This window comes from Promicromonospora aerolata, from assembly GCF_042682255.1.
Taxonomy (GTDB): domain Bacteria; phylum Actinomycetota; class Actinomycetes; order Actinomycetales; family Cellulomonadaceae; genus Promicromonospora; species Promicromonospora aerolata.
Genome location: NZ_JBHUHF010000001.1, coordinates 4,963,144 through 4,980,778 on the forward strand (window position 1 = coordinate 4,963,144; position 17,635 = coordinate 4,980,778).

Annotated in this window: 13 protein-coding genes; 7 read left to right on the forward strand and 6 right to left on the reverse strand. The window is 71.8% G+C overall.

Annotated elements, in window-relative coordinates; genetic code table 11:
* Positions 1-33 precede the first annotated feature (33 nt).
* Positions 34-1,026 carry an FKBP-type peptidyl-prolyl cis-trans isomerase gene (locus ACFSL2_RS22135; RefSeq protein WP_377199911.1) on the reverse strand — a complete coding sequence of 331 codons (993 nt, stop codon included), beginning with the start codon at positions 1,024-1,026 and terminating at the stop codon, positions 34-36.
* Positions 1,027-1,163: 137 nt separating this feature from the next.
* On the opposite strand from ACFSL2_RS22135, the gene ACFSL2_RS22140 reads away from it, so the two are divergent.
* Genes ACFSL2_RS22140 through ACFSL2_RS22150 form a run of 3 tightly spaced genes read left to right on the forward strand, consistent with a single transcriptional unit; the run spans position 1,164 to position 3,119 of the window.
* Positions 1,164-1,463, forward strand: a complete 300-nt coding sequence (locus ACFSL2_RS22140; protein WP_377199912.1) for a hypothetical protein — start codon at positions 1,164-1,166, stop codon at positions 1,461-1,463.
* A gap of 35 nt (positions 1,464-1,498) precedes the next feature.
* Positions 1,499-2,272: an alpha/beta hydrolase gene (locus ACFSL2_RS22145; RefSeq protein ID WP_377199913.1), complete on the forward strand. Its 774-nt coding sequence runs from the start codon at positions 1,499-1,501 to the stop codon at positions 2,270-2,272.
* A 28-nt stretch (positions 2,273-2,300) separates the two neighbouring features.
* The gene (locus tag ACFSL2_RS22150; protein WP_377199914.1) at positions 2,301-3,119 is read left to right on the forward strand and encodes an alpha/beta fold hydrolase; all 819 of its coding nucleotides are present in this window, start codon (positions 2,301-2,303) and stop codon (positions 3,117-3,119) included.
* A gap of 87 nt (positions 3,120-3,206) precedes the next feature.
* Here the strand turns inward: ACFSL2_RS22150 and ACFSL2_RS22155 are convergent, their stop codons facing one another.
* Positions 3,207-4,781: a DivIVA domain-containing protein gene (locus ACFSL2_RS22155; RefSeq protein WP_377199915.1), complete on the reverse strand. Its 1,575-nt coding sequence runs from the start codon at positions 4,779-4,781 to the stop codon at positions 3,207-3,209.
* A 341-nt stretch (positions 4,782-5,122) separates the two neighbouring features.
* Between ACFSL2_RS22155 and ACFSL2_RS22160 the strand changes: the two genes are divergently transcribed.
* The 4 genes from ACFSL2_RS22160 to ACFSL2_RS22175 are packed head-to-tail and all read left to right on the forward strand — an operon-like array spanning position 5,123 to position 9,668.
* A complete protein-coding gene (locus tag ACFSL2_RS22160; protein WP_377199916.1) occupies positions 5,123-6,562 on the forward strand; it encodes a hypothetical protein in 1,440 nt (479 codons plus the stop codon).
* Positions 6,559-7,566 carry a DUF8094 domain-containing protein gene (locus ACFSL2_RS22165; protein ID WP_377199917.1) on the forward strand — a complete coding sequence of 336 codons (1,008 nt, stop codon included), beginning with the start codon at positions 6,559-6,561 and terminating at the stop codon, positions 7,564-7,566. Before ACFSL2_RS22160 ends, ACFSL2_RS22165 begins: the two co-directional genes overlap by 4 nt.
* Before the next feature lie 44 nt (positions 7,567-7,610).
* Positions 7,611-8,678: a DUF8094 domain-containing protein gene (locus ACFSL2_RS22170; protein ID WP_377199918.1), complete on the forward strand. Its 1,068-nt coding sequence runs from the start codon at positions 7,611-7,613 to the stop codon at positions 8,676-8,678.
* A 27-nt stretch (positions 8,679-8,705) separates the two neighbouring features.
* Entirely contained in the window at positions 8,706-9,668 is a 963-nt protein-coding gene (locus ACFSL2_RS22175; RefSeq protein WP_377199919.1) for a co-chaperone YbbN, read from the forward strand.
* An 89-nt stretch (positions 9,669-9,757) separates the two neighbouring features.
* Here the strand turns inward: ACFSL2_RS22175 and glgB are convergent, their stop codons facing one another.
* The 4 genes from glgB to ACFSL2_RS22195 form a co-directional block, all read right to left on the reverse strand.
* Complete coding sequence (gene glgB, locus ACFSL2_RS22180) at positions 9,758-12,043, reverse strand: 1,4-alpha-glucan branching protein GlgB (RefSeq protein WP_377199920.1); 2,286 nt, start codon at positions 12,041-12,043, stop codon at positions 9,758-9,760.
* A gap of 68 nt (positions 12,044-12,111) precedes the next feature.
* A complete protein-coding gene (locus ACFSL2_RS22185) occupies positions 12,112-13,653 on the reverse strand; it encodes a maltokinase N-terminal cap-like domain-containing protein (protein ID WP_377199921.1) in 1,542 nt (513 codons plus the stop codon).
* A complete protein-coding gene (treS, locus tag ACFSL2_RS22190) occupies positions 13,650-15,422 on the reverse strand; it encodes a maltose alpha-D-glucosyltransferase (protein WP_377200874.1) in 1,773 nt (590 codons plus the stop codon). The genes ACFSL2_RS22185 and treS overlap by 4 nt, the downstream gene beginning before the upstream one ends.
* Positions 15,423-15,508: 86 nt before the next feature.
* A complete protein-coding gene (locus ACFSL2_RS22195; RefSeq protein WP_377199922.1) occupies positions 15,509-17,614 on the reverse strand; it encodes an alpha-1,4-glucan--maltose-1-phosphate maltosyltransferase in 2,106 nt (701 codons plus the stop codon).
* Positions 17,615-17,635 lie beyond the last annotated feature (21 nt).

The following is a 17,635-nucleotide window of genomic DNA, read 5'->3' on the forward strand; positions in this document are numbered from 1 at the left end:
CAGCCGCTCCGCTGGGCGGACCGGCCGGCAGGGTCAGGCTGCCTTCGCCTCGAGGATGTCGACCACGAACACGAGGTCCTGGCCGGCGAGCTCGTGCGTGTTCTCTTCGCTCTTCTCGCCGTAGGCCTCGGCTGCCGGGACGACGAGCAGCACCTGGCTGCCGACCTTCTGGCCGGCGAGACCGTTGGTCCAGCCGGGAATGACCTGGCTGAGCGGAATCGACATCGGGGTGCCCCGGCTCCAGGAGGAGTCGAACGACGTGCCGTCGAGCAGGCAGCCCGCGTACTGGACGGTGACCGTCTGCTCCTTGGTGACCTCGGCGCCGTCACCCTCGATGAGGGGCTGCACCACGAGGTCGGTGGGCTTCTCGTAGCCCTCAGGGATGGTGACGGTCGGCTGGCCGTCGTCGGCGAGCTCGACGGCGGGCAGGCCCTCCTTCGGCTCCACCTCGGTGCCCTCCGCGCGGGTCGGGCTCTCCTTGGGAGCCTCGACCTTGGCGACCTCGACCATCGTGACCTGGATGGACTGGTCCATCGCGGTGCTGGCCATGAGCAGTCGCGTGCCGACCTTCTGGCCGATGAGCTTGTCGTTCAGGAGGTCGTACTGCGCGTCGCCGAGCTCGAACGTCTCGGGCTCCTTGGTCTTCCAGGTGGAAGCGGCCTGCGAACCGTCCTTGCCCGCGATCACCACGTAGTCGATGGTGACCTGGTCCTTCTCCTTGAGCTCCTCGCCGGTGCCCTCGTCGACGACGCGGAACGTCGGAGCGCTGACCTCCAGCGGCGTCTTGAAGGAGACCTTGGGCTCCTTGCCGACCGGGCCGGAGACCTCGATCGCCTCGACGGCCTCGACGTCCGCATCGGAGGGGCTGGGCGCGGGCGACGGCTCGGCGGCCGGCGTCACCTCGCAGACGTTTCCGTTGGAGGCGGCAGCACCGCCGTCCGCGGTGTCGTCGCCGCTTGCGCAGCCGGTGAGCGCGATGGATGCCAGCGCGACGGCTGCCAGGCCGGCAGTGGTGCGGTGCTTCACGAGTAGTCCTTCGGTCGGGTTTACGCCTTGCTGGGGACCGCCACACTCTAGCGGGCGGAAATGAGCGTGGCTCCCAGGTTCTGAGCAGGTTCGGGCAGGTCGAGCCATCAGCTCCGCCCTGCGGAAGAATAGATGCCATGCCGTCGAAGCGCCGCTCCAGCAAACGTCCGTATGCCGCGGACCACGTCCCCCTCGATGTCGACCGGGCGACGGGTGGCCGGCGCAGCGAGTCCGCCGCCGACGGAGAATGGGTGGTCCAGCGGATCCGCTCGTCGGACAAGACGTATACCTGCCCGGCCTGCCGTCAGGCGGTGACCCCCGGCACGGCGCACGTCGTCGCGTGGCAGACCGACCTGCTCGGCGGACCCGAGGCAGGCCTGGACGGTCGTCGGCACTGGCACAACAGCTGCTGGCAGCGCCGCGCCAACCTGCGCTGAGCCCACCGGTCGCGACGGGGGAGAGAATGGAACCGATGACCACTGAAGCGACGCCGGACGAGGCCTCCGGCGAGACGACCCATCAGATCCGCTCGCTCACCGTCCTGCCCGCACGGCGCGAGGACATCGAGCTGCACACCGCCGACGGCCTGACTCTCGTCGGCGACCTGGCACTGCCCGAGGACAGCGAGCCCTCGGCCAGCCTGCTGACGTTCCACCCGCTGCCGACGCACGGCGGCTTCATGGACTCGCACGTGTACCGCAAGGCCGCGTGGCGCCTGCCCGCGCTGGCGAACCTCGCGGTGCTGCGGTTCAACACGCGGGGGACCTCGTCCCCGCGGGGTACGAGCGAGGGCACGTTCGACGGCGGCGACGCGGAGCGCTACGACGTCGCGGCCGCGATCGAGCTCGCCGAGTTCCGCGGTCTGCCGCGGCCCTGGCTGGTCGGCTGGTCGTTCGGTACCGAGCTGGTGCTCAAGCACGGCGCCGACCCGAGCGTCGAGGGAGCGATCCTCCTGTCACCGCCGCTGCACCGCGCCACCGACGAGGACCTGGACCGCTGGGCGGCGTTCGGCAAGCCGCTCGTGGTCCTGGTGCCGGAGCTCGACGACTACCTCCGGCCCGACGAGGCCCGTCGGCGCTTCGCGCGCGTCCCGCAGGCCGAGGTGATCGGTGTCGACGGTGCGAAGCACCTGTGGGTCGGGGAGCCGGCCGTCGCCCGCGCGCTGAACGAGATCGTCGCGCACGTTCTGCCCGACCACCCGCTACCGCTGCCGACGCACTGGGACGGACCGCTGGGCGATTCCTGAGAATCCACCACCCACGAGGAGGACGACGATGACCTCACCAGCCCTGGCCACCTTCACGCTGCACGACGGCGGCGGAGTACCGCTCGTGCTGCTGCACGGCTTCCCGCTCGACCACCGCATGTGGACCGCCTGCGCCCAGCATCTGCCGCCGGGCGTCCGTGCCATCGGCGTCGACCTGCCGGGAGCCGGGCACAGCGACCTCGACGGGTACCAGCCCAGCATCGAGCACGCGGCGGACTGGGTGTACCGGACCATGGTCGCGGGTGGCGAGGGCAACGCCGTGGTCGTCGGCCACTCGATGGGCGGGTACGTGGCCCTCGCCCTCGCCGAACGGCACCCCGGCTTCGTCGCCGGCCTCGGCCTCGTGAACACCAAGTCCACGGCGGACACCGAGGAAGCCCGTGCCAAGCGCCTCCGGATCGCCGCGGCCGTCGAGTCCGAACAGACCGTGGCGGCCGTGCTCGGGATGCCCGCCGATCTGGTCGGCGGCACGAGCACGGAGCACCGACGGCACCTGTTCCCTCTGCTGGACTCGTGGATCCGTGCGCAGTCACCCGCCGGCGTCGCATGGGCACAGCGGGCGATGGCCACCCGGCCCGACCGGACGGCGGTGCTCGAACGCTTCGACGGGCCGGTGGCCGTCGTAGTGGGCACAGAGGATGCCATCGCACCGCTGACCGAGGCCGAGCACATGGTCCTGGCAGCCGGGGCGCCCTCGACCCTCGCCGGCGGGGACGCCGCGCTCACGCTCGTACCCCGGGCCGGCCACCTGAGCGTCGTCGAGGATCCGCAGGCCGTCGCCGCGGCCCTGGGCCTGCTGCACGCTCAGGTGGCGGCTCACCACTGACGGACAGGACGAGACAGAGCTGGGGCGGGACGAACCATGTGGTTCGTCCCGCCCCAGCTCTGTCGCTCTGGTCCTGGCCCAGCAGGGTCAGCTGGAGGCGCCGGCCTTCTCGGCGACCGGCTCCTCGGCGTCGTCGTTCTCCGCGGGGGAGGAGGCCGAGTCGCCGGCGCTCTGGCCGGACTTCGCGCTCGCCTTGTTGCCCCTGACCGACGGGATCACGACGGTAGCGGTGCCGACGGGCACGGGCGTCGGGTTGCTCGGCGGGATCGACGCGGGCATCGAACCGTCCGCGTCGGCCGACTCGGCGACGTCGGGCTCGGCCTCGGTGCCGTCTCCGACCACGGCGAAGCGGGCCTGCTGTGCGGGCGTCGCACCCGACATGCTCACCGGCTTGGCCGGTGGGCTGGGCACGGCCGCCGGTGCGGCACCCGGCGTGGCCGGTGTGGCCGGTGTGCCGAGCATGCCGCGCAGCTCGTCCAGGTAGGAGTTGATGGAGTCGTGCTGGCGGGTGAGGTCCTCGAGCTGGTGCTGTGCGGCCGACCGGCTCGACTCCGCCTCGGCACGGGCGTCGTCGATCGTCTGCTCCGCGAACTCCCTGGCCTCCGCCACGATCCGGTCGGCGGACTTGCGGGCGTCGGCCACGAGGTCCTTGACGTAGACGTCCGACTCCGAGCGGATCTTCTCCGACTGCTCCAGAGCCACGGCGACGCGCTTCTCCGCCTCTGCCGCGTGCTCCTCTGCCGTGCTGACCAGCTTGGCGGTCTCGGACTTCGCCGTCTCGTGCCGCTCGGCCAGCTCCTTCTCGACGCTCTCCTTGCGGGTGACGATGTCCAGCTCGGCCTGGGCGAGCGCGGCACGGGCCTGCTCGCGCAGCTCCTCCATCTCGCTGGTCACGGCGTTGGCCGCCTCGGCTGCCTGGCGGCGCGCCTCGGAGAGGATCTGCTCGGACTCGGCACGGGCACTGGCCAGCATCGCCGACGCGTCGCGCTCCGCCGCCTCGCGCTGCTCGGTGGTCTCCGTGTTGACCTCGCCGCGAAGCTTGGCGGCCTCGGCCTCGGTGCTGACGCGCAGCTCCGTGGTCTCGCGCTCGACCGTGGAACGCAGGGTGCCGAGCTCGCGCTCCAGACTCGCCCGGCGCTCGCTCTCCTCCGCGCTGATGGCGCTCGCGATCTGCGCCGACTCGCGCTCGGCGGAACCCACGAGCTCCTCCGCGCGGCGCTGCGCGGCGAGCAGGTGGCCCTCCGCCTCCGCGGAGGTGGTGGTGCGGATCTCCTCGGCCTCGCGGCGGGCGCTGGCGAGCATCTCGGCAACCTCGGACTCAGCGCGCGACCGCACCTGCCCGGCGGACAGCTTCGCCCGTGCCATGATGTCCGCGGCCTGCTGGTTGGCCTGGTTGATGATGTCGGTCGACTGGTCCTCAGCGGAGCGCAGCAGCAGCTCGATACGGGATCCGAGGCCGGCGTACGACGGCTTCTCGGTCTCCCGCAGGTTGCGCTTGGCGTCACTGAGGTCCTGCGTGAGCTGCATGGCGCGGCCGTCGGACGCCTCGACCTGACGTCGTGCTTCTTCGAGGGCGTGGTTCAGTCGATCCAGGTGAGCGTGCACCTGGTCGCGGTCGTATCCGCGCATGGCAGTCGGAAAGAGCGAGCGCTCGTCGGACACGGTGCAGACCTCCAGTGTCGGAACTTGGTGAGGCGCGGGTCAGGCTCCCCCCTGGGACGCCGCCTTGTACGGCTCGTCCGGCGCCCAGGATACGTGCCTTGTGCGGATGTGGATACTCCGCGAGCGGATGCAATGTACGTAATGCCTGGGATACTCTCCGCTGGCTCATCCGGCCCGGGGCCATGGTGGCGGTTCAGACACACCTCGGTGAAGGAAGGGTGAGAATCCCGACCGAACCGCACAAGCACGCCCGTCATTGGACAGTGCTCTTCGTTCGGTCCCTATGCTGGAACATCCACCTGATCGACGGGCACGCGCCCAATATTCGAAGGGAATCGGTGGTGCAACGCATTCTGGCGACTCTCCTGATCCTTGCCGGGCTCGGCGGGATCGGTTTCGGGGTCGCGACGGCGACCGTCCTCCGCGAGTCCGACACCGTGGTCGCGACAGCGGCCCCCAGCGGCGACGGAACGATGGTCGTGACCGAGCCCGGTGTGCTCGGTCTGGTCGATGACCAGGTGACCGTGCGAGCCACTGTCCCGGAGGGGCAGAAGGTCACCCTCGCGCTCGGTTCCGACGTCGACGTGCTCGGCTGGGTGGGCGACGACCCCTATGACTCGGTGACCGGCCTGTCCTCCTGGGAGACGCTGAGCGTCGCACCGGGTACCGGCCCCGCGACCGAGGAGGGGGAGGAGACGGACGAGGCCCCGGCCGAGAAGCCGGCGAACGGTCCCGACCCTGCCGGCTCCGACATGTGGCTCTCCGAGGTGAGCGGCGAGACCACGGTCTCCCTGCGCTGGACCGAGGAGCCCGGCCGGGTGGTCCTGCTGGCCGCCGGCGTCGGGAAGAACGCCGAGGCGCCGACGCTCGAGCTCACCTGGCCGCGTCCGGTGTCCACCCCGTACCTGTGGCCCGGAGTGCTGGGCGGAGGCTTCCTCCTCATCCTCGGCGTCTTCCTCGCCATCGGCGCTCGCCGCACGAAGAAGCGCGCGGCCAAGCGCCGTACGCCGACCGCGCCCCGCACCCGGCAGCCGGACTCCGAGCTGCCGCGTCGTGACGTGGTCTTCGGTGTGGACGGCGAGCAGCCCAAGCCGAGCACGCACGAGCCCGTCGGCGGGTTCCCGCCCGCACTGGGCGATCCGGCCGAGGGCGGGACGGCGGTTCTCCCGCCGGCACGACCCGAGCCGCCCGTCCGCGGACGGCCGACCCCGAGCGCTCCTGAGCCCGAGCAGGACCGGACACCGTCCTGGGGGCCGGCCGCGCCGTTCGGCGGAGCCGCCCCGATCGCCCCGCGTCCGGCGCCCGAGCCGGTAGCCGACCCGGCAGCCGACCCGGCTCCCCGACCTGCTGCGAACCCGGCGGCGTCCATCCGCGGGATCCGGCGACGTCGCGGTCAGGGTTCGGCAGGCACGCCCGCGGCACCCGCTCAGCCCACGGCACCCGCTCAGCCCACGGCACCCGCTCAGCCCGCGGCACCCGCTCAGCCCGGGGCCCAGCCGGCGCCGTTCGGCGGTGCCGCACCGGCACCCGGGACCCCCGTGGCCCCCCAGGCCGGTCAGTCCGCCCCGACGGCGTCGGACCGGCCGCTGACCCGGCGCGAGATGCGCATGCGTGAGCAGGCGCAGCGCAGAGCCGCGACAGGCGCGATGCCTGCCGTGCCCGCGCCCGAACCAGAGCCCGAGCCCGCACCCGAGGCCGAGCAGCCACAGACGCCGAGCAGCCGTGCTGCGGCGTGGCGCCAGACCTGGGGAGTTACCGGGAACGACGGAGGTAATTCATGAAGCGCTCCACGACCCGCACCACGGCCGTGGTGGCCACGGTGCTCGCCACGGGGCTGCTCGCCGGCTGTGCCGAAGAGCTCCCGACACCGAAGCCCGAGGCGCCGGTCGCGGCAGCAGTCGTCACCCAGTCCCAGGAACGCGAGATCCTGGACAAGGTGGCGGGCGTCGTCGGCAAGGTGGACAAGGCCAGCCAGGCCGAGAAGCTTCGCGCACGGCTGGACGGGCCCGCGCTCGACATCCGCGAGACGCAGCTCAAGGTCGCCGCCGCCCGCAAGGACAAGGAGCCGCTGACGGACCTGACCATGGAGATGCAGCAGGTGATCCTGCCGTCGGACCAGGAATGGCCGCGCAGCAGCTACGCGATCACGGTGCAGCCCAAGGACCTCACGACGCCGGTACTCATGGCCTTCGACCAGGCCACGGCCCGCGACCAGTACAAGCTGTGGGGCTGGGTGCGCCTGCTCCCGGGCGTGACCATGCCGCAGTTCGCCGAAGCCGACCTGGGCAGTCCCGCCGTGCCGGCGGACGACGAGAGCCTGAAGGCGACGCCGGAGGCGGCGATCAAGCAGTACGCGTCCGTGCTCACGGTCGACAAGGACTCGAAGTACGCCGACAACTTCGCCGACGACGACCTGCGCCAGTTCTTCCGCGACTACGGCAAGCTCCAGGTCGACGCGATCAACAAGGAAGAGTGCGGAGGCGACTTCAAGGTCGAGTACGAGCCCACCAAGGACCCGGTGAAGGCCGTCCGCACGGCCGACGGCGGTGCCCTGGTGCTCGCCGCGATGATCAGCCAGGAGACGATCACCGCCAAGGAGGAGGGCTGCGAGATCGGCCCGCCCACCAAGACGACCCAGGCCCTCTGGGGCGACGCCGACGTGAGCAACGTCGTCGAGGTCAACTACAAGGACATGGTGGCGATGTACGTGCCGCCCAAGGAGTCGGACGACCAGATCAGCCTGGTCGGCTACGAGCACGTGCCGAGCTCCGTCTCGAACGGCTGACACTTTCGACGACCAGCCGTCATCTCGCCGTTAGGGTGGCCCTCGTGAACCCACGGAGGCCACCCTTTCGACGTCTCGACGTCTTGTCCCCCCGGGCCCGACGACGGGGTGCCGTCCACCTGGCAGCGGTCGGCGTCGTCTCGCTCCTGCTCGCAGGCTGCGCGGTCGAGCCGCCCGCCCCCGCACCGGACGCTCCGGTGATCGCGGCGGTGGTCAGCGAGGGGCAGGAACGCGACATCCTTGACGCGGTCGCCGCCTCCATCGCCCAGCACGACAAGGTGTCCACGGCCGACGGGCTACAGGCCCGGATGACCGGACACGCGCTGTCGATGCGGAAGGCGGAGCTCCGCCTCGCCGAGGCCACGGGCGACGAAAAGAGGTGGCGCACCGACCTGTCGATGCGGACGCAGCAGCTCATCCTGCCGTCCGACCAGAGCTGGCCACGCACGAGCTACGCGGTCCAGGCCCAGCCGGACAACACCGATACCCCGGCCCTGATGGTGTTCGACCAGGCCTCCGCCCGCGAGCAGTACAAGCTCTGGGGTTACGTGAGCCTGGTGCCGGGCGCGAGCCTGCCGCCGTTCGCGCAGCCCGAGCTGGGCAGCGCGGCCGTTGCGCCGGACGACGACACGTCGCTGGTCCGGTCGCCGCAGGACGCCCTGGCCGGCTACGCGGAGGTCCTGAGCAAGGACGCGGACGCGAAGTCCGCCGGGGCGTTCGACGACGACCGGCTCCGTCAGAATCTGCGAACCCTTGCCACGTCGCAGACCAGCGTCACCGACTGGGCGGAGACCAAGGGCAAGTACTCCTACACCGCGGAGGTGGAGCCGAGCCAGGGACTGCGCGCGATGCGGACCGCGGACGGTGGCGCGCTCGTGCTGGGCGCCCTCACGGGGACCCAGGCGATCGAGGTCGGGCAGGAGGGCGCCAAGATCAAGACGGACACGCTCCCGTCGGCGCAGCAGGCCCTCTTCGGCGACCAGGAGGAGACCAACCGGCTGCGTACCCGGTACCGCGACTTCGTCGCCCTCTATGTGCCGTCGGCCGGATCGGCGCACAAGATCACCCTGGTGGGCTTCCGGCACATCCCGATCGACGTATCCGGCGAGTAACCACCGTCGAGTCATTAGGATTACCCCATGAGCAGTGCCACTCCTCCACCCGGGCCCGCCCGGAGCGCCCAGCCAGAGTTCGCGGTGCGCGGCGCCGTCGACCTGTCCGCCCTCAACCGTCCGCAGGCGCCACCGCCTGGTGAACCCGGTGGTGCACCCGAAGCCGACGGCTTCGTGGTGGACGTCAGCGAGGCGAACTTCGAGCAACTGGTTCGTGACTCGTCCACCTACCCGGTGGTGATGCTGGTCTGGATCCCGACCGACCAGGCGAACGCCGAGCTCGGTGCCACCCTGGGTCGCCTCGCCGAGGAGTACGGCGGGCGGTTCGTCCTCGGCCGCGTCGACGCACAGGCCTCGCCGCAGGTTGCCGCCGCGTTCCAGGTGCAGGGCGTACCCACCGTCGTCGCAGTGCTGCAGGGCCAGCCGCTGCCGCTCTTCCAGGGGGCCGCCGACGAGCAGCAGATCCGCGGCGTGCTGGACCAGGTCCTGGCGGCCGCCGAGCAGAACGGCGTCACGGGTCGGGCCCCGGGTGCGGTGCCCGCCGCGGACGAACCGGAAGCCGAGGTCGAGCAGCCGCTGCCGCCCCTGCACCAGGAGGCGTACGACGCGATCGAGCGTGACGACCTGGAGGCCGCGGCGGCCGCCTACGCCAAGGCCCTGCGCCAGGACCCCAAGGACGCCGACGCGACCGCCGGCCTCGCGCAGGTGCACCTGATGCAGCGCACCCGCGACGCCGACCTCGCCACGGTGCGCCAGGCCGCGGCCGACGCCCCGTCCGACATCGACGCGGCGCTCGCCGTCGCCGACCTGGACATGCTGGGCGGCAAGGTGGACGACGCGTTCGCGCGGCTGCTCGACCTGCTGCCCGACGCGGACGCCGAGGGCAAGGAGAAGCTCCGCGTCCGGCTCCTGGACCTCTTCGAGGTCGCCGGCACGAGTGACCCGCGGGTCAGCAAGGCCCGCAAGCGCCTGGCGATCAGCCTGTACTGACGCCGCTCTCTCCTTCGAGGCCTAAGTTACTTCGCTTTCAGGCGGCTGAAACGCGAGAAACTTAGGCCTCGAAGGGGAGGGGGCTGCCGCTAGCGGCGGTCGGCCGGGACGAGGACGAGGGCGGCCAACGGGGGGACCCGGACTACCGCCGACCACGCGCGGCCGTGGTGCGGCACCTGTTCGGCCTGCACGCGGCCCATGTTGCCCACGCCCGAACCGCCGTAGACGGTCGCGTCGGTGTTCAGTGCCTCGAGCCACATCGACGCCGGGCTCCCCCCGGCTCTGGCGGCCACCGGCGAGTCCTGCGTCCCGACGGGTTCGTCCGCCGAGGGGGCGGGCTCGGCCAGCGGCAGCGTCGGCAGCGGGAGCCGATATCCCTCGTGGGGTACGCCCGCGAAGTTCACGATCACCACGACCGGGTCGCCCGAGCGTGACCGGCGTACGTAGGCGAGCACGTTGTGGTCGGCGTCGTCGGCCGTGAGCCACTCGAACCCCGCGGGGTCGTGGTCGAGCTCCCACAGTGCGGGCGTCGCGCGGTACAGCGCGTTCAGGTCGCGGACGAGGTGCTGCACGCCGGCGTGCCCGGCGTCGCCGAGCAGGCCCCACGGCAGCCCGTCCGACTCGGACCACTCGGTCTCCTGCGCGAACTCGCACCCCATGAACAGCAGCTGCTTGCCCGGGTGGGTCCACTGGTAGGCGAGGAAGGACCGCACACCGGCGAGCTGCTGCCACCGGTCGCCAGGCATCTTGGCGAGCAGCGACCCCTTGCCGTGGACCACCTCGTCGTGGCTGATCGGCAGCACGAACTGCTCGGTGAACGCGTACACGAGCGAGAACGTCAGCTCGCCGTGGTGGTAGCGCCGGTTGTAGGGGTCCTCCGCGAGGTAACGGAGGGAGTCGTTCATCCAGCCCATGTTCCACTTCAGGCCGAAGCCGAGCCCTCCGCTGGAGGTCGGTCCGGTGACCTGCGGGAATGCAGTCGACTCCTCGGCGATCATCATGACGCCGGGGGTGCGGCGGTACGCGGTCGCGTTCGCCTCCTGGAGGAACGCGATGGCCTCGAGGTTCTCCCGCCCGCCGTGGACGTTGGGCGTCCACTCGCCGTCCTTGCGCGAGTAGTCGAGGTAGAGCATGGAGGCGACCGCGTCGACCCGCAGGGCGTCGACGTGGAAATCCTCGAACCAGTACGTCGCGTTCGCCACGAGGAAGTTGCGCACCTCGCGCCGGCCGAAGTCGAAGATCAGCGTGCCCCAGTCCTGCTGCTCGCCGCGCCGGGGGTCGGGGTGCTCGTACAGGGCCGCGCCGTCGAACCGGGCGAGGGCGAACTCGTCGCGCGGGAAGTGCGCGGGTACCCAGTCGAGGATGATGCCGATCCCGGCCTGGTGCAGCCGGTCCACGAGGTACCGGAAGTCGTCGGGCGAGCCGAACCGTGCGGTCGGTGCGTAGTAGCTGGTGACCTGATAGCCCCACGACCCGCCGTACGGGTGCTCCGCCACGGGCATCAGCTCGACGTGCGTGAACCCCTGCTCGGCGACGTAGGCAGTCAGCTGCTCCGCGAGCTCGCGATAGCCGAGGCCGGGCCGCCACGAGCCCAGGTGCACCTCGTACACGCTCAGCGGCGCCGAGTGCGGGTCGGTGGCCGTCCGGGCCGCGAGCCACGCCTCGTCGTGCCACTCGTGGACGGAGGCCGTCACGACGCTCGCGGTCGCCGGCGGCTCCTCGGTCGCCTTGGCGAGCGGGTCGGCCTTGGCGCGCCACACGCCGTCGGCGCCCAGGATCTCGAACTTGTACCGCAGGCCCGGTCCGACGTCCGGGACGTAGAGCTCCCAGACGCCGGTGGAGCCGAGCGACCGCATGGGGTGGGTGCCACCCCAACCGTTGTGGTCGCCCACGAGCCGCACGCCGCGGGCGTTCGGAGCCCACACGGCGAAGGCGACCCCGGCGATGTCACCGGTGGCGCTGGGGTACCGGTGGAGGTTGGCGCCGAGCACCTGCCAGAGCTGTTCGTGCCGGCCCTCGCCGATCAGGTGCAGGTCGACCTCGCCGAGCGTCGGCAGGAACCGGTACGGGTCGTCGGAGGTCCAGGTCTCCGTGCCGGACCGGGTGCGGATGCGGTAGTCCGGGGCGTGCCGGGACCCGTCCGGGTCCTCGGTGGCGGGCACGACGGCGGCCCACACCCCCGCACCCTGGTGGGTCGCGGTGGCCTCGCCGTCGGAGGTGGTCACCACCACCTCGTCGGCGAGCGGGCGCAAGGCGCGCACCACGGTCCAGGGCCCGTCGAGCAGGTGGGGGCCGAGCACGGTGTGCGGGTCGTGGTGGGTTCCGGACGCGATGGCCGTCAGAACCTCGAGGTCGACGTCGGGCAGGTCTGCCATGGGTTTACCTTTCCACGTCGGGTGCATGGCGTGCGACACGTCACACCCCGGCGAGGGCTGTTGCGGGATCACGAGGCGAGCACGCGCTCCACGGCGGTCAGCGGGATGTGCATCCACGCGGGTCGGTGCCGGAACTCGTAGACCACCTCGTAGAGCGCCTTGTCCACGACGAGGGCGCGCAGCAGCAGCTCGGCGGTCGCCACGTCGAGCTGGCTGCCCGACGTCGCCGCCCCGGCCACCGCGGGCACCGCTGCGCTCCGTTCCGGGCGAGTGCCTCGTTCCTCGGCCCTCACACTCCACTGCGCTTCGCGGTACCCCTCGAGAAAGCTGAGCTGGGCGTGCGCCGCCCAGTGCGGGTCCGTGGTCTGCCCGACGGCGGCCGCGTAGTCCAGCGAGCGGAGCATCCCGGCGACGTCGCGCAGCGGCAGGTCGGGGGCGGCGCGCTCGGACACGGGACGCTGGGGCTCGCCCTCGAAGTCGAGGACCTTCCAGCCGCTGGGCGAGTGCAGAACCTGGCCGAGGTGCAGGTCGCCATGGATCGGCTGCAGGGGGACGACGCCCCCCGCGCGCTCGGCGACGGCGGAGAGGCGTGCGCTCACGGCGTCGAACAGCGTGGTGACGCCGGCGCGCTGCGGCGCCAGGTCCGGCACGTCGGCGAAGGCCTCGGCGGCGCGGCGGCGCAGCACGCCCATGAAGCCGGCGGGTTCGAGCGCGGGGCCGGGGCCGAGCGCCTGCCGCAGGGCCGCGTGCAGGTGGGCGATGACGGCACCGAGCTCCGCGGCCGGCTCCCCGAAGTCCTCGTCCCGGGCGGCGTACGCGCAGGCCAGCTCGAACCCGTCGGTCGCTTCGGCGACGAGCTCCGACAGCACCGCGAGATGGGCGACCGGGCCGCCGGCCTCGCCCCAGGACGTGTCCTCGGTGCGCGGCGGTACCGCGCGGGGATCGCGGGGGTCGGCGACGGCGTCGGGCGTGGGCAGCTCGACGGCGCCCAGGAAGCGGGGCACGCCGGCCCAGCCGGCCTTCGTCAGCGCGGCCGGGATCACGACGTCGGGGTGCGGGCCGAGCGCGACGGTCCGCAGGATCTTCAGCATCCCGCCCCGGCCGGTCGCATGGGTCATGGCGGGGAGCACCACCGAGGTGTTCGACTGCTCGCCGGAGATCCGCCCCGCCCCGGCCATCTCGTCGCAGACCTCGGGGCCGCCGGAGTCCGGGAGGGCGGTGGTGAGATAGGCGTGCCAGGCGGCGGGGTGGACCCCGCCGTCGTGCACGGTGACGGTGCCCGACGCCGTCGACACCGTGCCGATCAGACCGGCCGCCTCCGTGTCGGCGGTGTCGGCCGTCGGCTCGGCCGTGGGGGTCAGGACCAACGGCACCTGGATCACCAGCGACTCGTCGCCCGCGGCCAGGCCGGGGCCGTGCAGCCGCAGGAGGGCGACGACGACGTCGGCCACGCCGGGGAACGTGACGGTGAGCCACGGCTCGTGCCCCACGCCGTCCGTGGGCACCGGGTACCAGCGCTGCTCGGGCAGCCACGTGTCCAGCAGCCGCAGCACCTCGGGGGGCAGGTGCGCGGCTCCGGGGGAGACGTGGACGTGTCGCGCCGCGCTCACACCTCTCGTGCCTGCCCGGCCGTGCTGGCGGCCTCCGTGCGTGCCGGCGGCGCCAGCACCAGCCAGTAGAAGTCCCGTGCCCCCCACGTCATGGTCAGGATCCCGTCGTCACCGACGCTCGGGAACCCGGCACCGCCGAACACGTCGGTGAGCGTCCAGCCGGCGTAGCCGGGGAGCTTGATCGTGGACGACCGTGCGGTGGCCGACAGGTTCGCCGCCACCAGCAGCGTCTCCTCGGCGGACGTGCGGGTGAACGCGATGACCGACTCGTCGTTGCAGTCCAGCGCCGTGAAGTCGCCCGTGCCGAACGCGGGGTGCAGGCGCCGGAACGCCAGCATGTTGTGCGTCCAGTGCAGCAGCGACGTGGGCTGGGCGAGCTGCGCCTCCACGTTGGTGTGCTGGTAGTGGTGCACCAGGGACTGGACGAGCGGGAGGTACAGCTTGCCCGGGTCGGCCGTGGAGAACCCCGCGTTGCGGTCCGGCGTCCACTGCATGGGCGTGCGGACGGCGTCGCGGTCGGGCAGCCAGATGTTGTCGCCCATGCCGATCTCGTCGCCGTAGTAGAGGCACGGGGTGCCCGGCAGCGACAGCAGCAGCGCGTTCGCCAGCTCGATCTCCTTGCGGGCGTTGTCCAGCAGCGGGGCGAGCCGCCGGCGGATCCCCACGTTGGCCCGCATCCGGGGGTCTGGGGCGTACCAGCCGTACATGCTGGCCCGCTCCTCCGTCGACACCATCTCGAGGGTGAGCTCGTCATGGTTGCGCAGGAACGTGCTCCACTGCCCGCCGGCCGGGATGGCCGGGGTGTCGGCGAGGATCTCCAGGAGCTGGCGTGCCCGCTGGTCGCGGATCGCGTAGAAGATGCGGGGCATCACGGGGAAGTGGAAGCACATGTGGCACTCGGGCTCGTCCTCGGTGCCGAAGTACTCGACCACGTCGGCCGGCCACTGGTTCGCCTCGGCGAGCATGATCCGGCCCGGGAACTCGGTGTCGAGCATGCGGCGCACCTTGCGCAGGAAGCCGTGGGTCGCGGGCAGGTTCTCGCAGTTGGTGCCCTCGGACTCGAACAGGTACGGCACGGCGTCGAGGCGGAACCCGTCCACCCCGAGCTGGAGCCAGAACCGCGCGACGTCGAGCATCGCCTCCACGACGCGCGGGTTCTCGAAGTTCAGGTCGGGCTGGTGGTTGAAGAACCGGTGCCAGAAGTACTGCCGCCGCACCGGGTCGAACGTCCAGTTCGACGTCTCGGTGTCCACGAAGATGATGCGTGCGCCCTCGTAGCGGGTGGGGTCGTCGCCCCACACGTAGAAGTCGCCGTACGGGCCGTCCGGGTCGGCGCGCGAGGCCTGGAACCACGGGTGGGCGTCGCTGGTGTGGTTCATGACCAGGTCGATCACCACGCGGATGCCGCGCTCGTGCGCGGCGGCGACCAGGGCGCTGAAGTCCGAGATGGTGCCGTACTGGGGCGACACCGCGGTGAAGTCCGCGACGTCGTACCCGCCGTCGCGCAGCGGTGACGGGAAGAACGGCGGCAGCCACAGGCAGTCGACGCCCAGCCACTCCAGGTAGTCCAACCGTTCCGTGAGGCCGACCAGGTCGCCGGACCCGCCGTCCGCCGAGTCGGAGAACGACCGGATCATGACCTCGTAGAAGACCGCCTTCTTGTACCACTCCGGGTCGTGGGACAGACCCTTGCGCCGGGCGTCGAGGCGTGGCTGCCGCCGCGGCGGCAGTGCCTGGACGGGGACGGGCACGGACGGCGGGTTCGGCATGCTGGGCCGCTGCGGCTGGGCGCCCTCGGCGGGCTCCGGGTAGCCCTCCGGTGGTCCGACGGCGGGGCCGCCCGGTCCGAACGTCGTCATGCCGGGCCCACCTGAAGGACGTGGGCCACGCGGACCTGCGGGTCGAGCCGGACCCAGGGATGTGCTCCCCAGCCGTAGGTCTCGCCGGACAACAGGTCGTGTGCCACGAAGAACGGGGCGTTCTCGTCGCCCTCGGGTGCGCTGAGGCCGAGGGCGGAAAGGTCCAGGTGCACTACTGACTCCTGTGCGTTCCGCGGGTCCAGGTTCAGCACGACCACGATCACGTCGTCGTGCCGCGGGGCACGCCGATCGTTACCCCCTGCTCTCATGGTGCGGCCCTGCGGCGTCGCTGTCGCGCGCGAGACGTGATCGGCCGCGATTCGGCGCGAGTACGCGACCACCTGGCCGTTCGTGGTGGGGTGGACGGTGAGGTTCCGCAGCTGCGTCAGCGCGGGGTGCGCGCGGCGCACCTCGTTCAGCCTGCCCAGCAGCAGTGCGATCCCGTACTCGTCGGCGGCCGCCCAGTCCCGGGGCCGGTACTCGTACTTCTCGTTGTCGATCTGCTCCTCGACGCCGGGCCGAGGGGTGCTCTCGACGAGCTCGTAGCCCGAGTAGATGCCCCACGTGGGCGAACCGGTGGCCGCCAGCACCGCTCGGACGGCGAACGCCGCGACGCCGCCGTCCGTGAGGTAGGGCGGCAGGATGTCGTGGGTGGTGGGCCAGAACGACGGCCGCAGCACCGAACCCTGCGGCCCGCTGACCTCGGCCAGGTACTCCTCGATCTCCTTCTTGGTGTTGCGCCAGGTGAAGTAGGAGTACGACTGGTGGAAGCCGATCCGCGCCAGCGTCAGCATCATCGCCGGCTTGGTGAACGCCTCCGACAGGAAGACGACCTCGGGGTTCGTCGCGTGCACCTGCGCCAGGAGCCACTCCCAGAAGTCCAGCGGCTTGGTGTGCGGGTTGTCGACGCGGAACAGCGTGACGCCCCGGTCGATCCACGTGCGGATCACGCCGAGCACCGCCTCGTACAGCCCGTCGGGGTCGGTGTCGAAGCTCAGCGGGTAGATGTCCTGGTACTTCTTGGGCGGGTTCTCCGCGTACGCGATGGAGCCGTCCGCCCGCACCACGAACCACTCGGGATGCTCGGTGACCCACGGGTGGTCGGGGGAGCACTGCAGCGCGATGTCCAGCGCCACCTCCATGCCCTGGGCCCGGGCCGCCGCGACGAAGGCCTTGAAGTCCTTCTCCGTGCCCAGGTCCGGATGGATCGCGTCGTGCCCCCCGTCCGCCGACCCGATCGCGTACGGGCTGCCCGGATCGCCCGGCTCGGCCTCCAGCGTGTTGTTGCGGCCCTTGCGGAACGTGGTGCCGATGGGGGAGACCGGCGTCAGGTAGACGACGTCGAACCCCATCGCCGCGATGCCGGGCAGCCGCTTCGCCGCCGTCCTGAACGTGCCGGACACCCACGTGCCGTTCTTCTTCTGGTACGCCCCCTCCGAGCGGGGGAACATCTCGTACCAGGCCCCCGCCAGCGCCAGCCGCCGCGACACCCGCAGCGGGTACGCGGCCGACGCCGAGACCAGCTCGCGCAGGGGCGCCCGGCGCAGCGCTTCCACCACCTCGGGCGCCGTCGCGGCAGCGAACCGCGCCTCGGCGGGGCGGGTGGCGTCGGCCAGGGCGCGGGACGCCGCGGCGAGCACCCGGGTGTCGCGCGACCGGCGGCCCGGGGCGACGAGCGCGTCCGTGGGTACCCGCTTGCGGATCCGCTCGAACAGGCGCACCCCCTCCGCGAGCATCAGGTCGGTGTCGATGCCCGCGCCGATCTTGATGCCCGCGTCGTGCACCCACGTCGCGTACGGGTCGGACCAGCCCTCCACCCGGAACGACCAGTCACCCTCGGCGTCGGGCTGCAGAAAGCCGCGGAAGTGGTCCAGGCCCGGAGCGATGTCGGTCATCGATGCCCACGAATGGTCCGAGCCGTCCGGCGCGACGAGTACGGCCGTGGCGGAGACGGCGTCGTGCCCCTCGCGGAACACCGTGGCCTCGATCGGCACCACCTCGCCGACCGCGGCTTTCGCAGGCCACCGGCCCCCCTCGACGACGGGTGCGACCTCGAGAACGGGGATGCGGCCGATCCGGCCGGATGTCGTGTGCTGGCTCACTCGGACCACGCTATCGACCGG

Excerpts from the sequence above, each read along its gene's own strand:
- ACFSL2_RS22140 (WP_377199912.1), top strand. The coding sequence starts at position 1,164 with ATGCCGTCGAAGCGCCGCTCCAGCAAACGTCCGTATGCCGCGGACCAC.
- ACFSL2_RS22145 (WP_377199913.1), top strand. The coding sequence starts at position 1,499 with ATGACCACTGAAGCGACGCCGGACGAGGCCTCCGGCGAGACGACCCAT.
- ACFSL2_RS22150 (WP_377199914.1), top strand. The coding sequence starts at position 2,301 with ATGACCTCACCAGCCCTGGCCACCTTCACGCTGCACGACGGCGGCGGA.
- ACFSL2_RS22165 (WP_377199917.1), top strand. The coding sequence starts at position 6,559 with ATGAAGCGCTCCACGACCCGCACCACGGCCGTGGTGGCCACGGTGCTC.
- ACFSL2_RS22175 (WP_377199919.1), top strand. The coding sequence starts at position 8,706 with ATGAGCAGTGCCACTCCTCCACCCGGGCCCGCCCGGAGCGCCCAGCCA.
- glgB (WP_377199920.1), bottom strand. The coding sequence starts at position 12,043 with ATGGCAGACCTGCCCGACGTCGACCTCGAGGTTCTGACGGCCATCGCG.
- treS (WP_377200874.1), bottom strand. The coding sequence starts at position 15,422 with ATGCCGAACCCGCCGTCCGTGCCCGTCCCCGTCCAGGCACTGCCGCCG.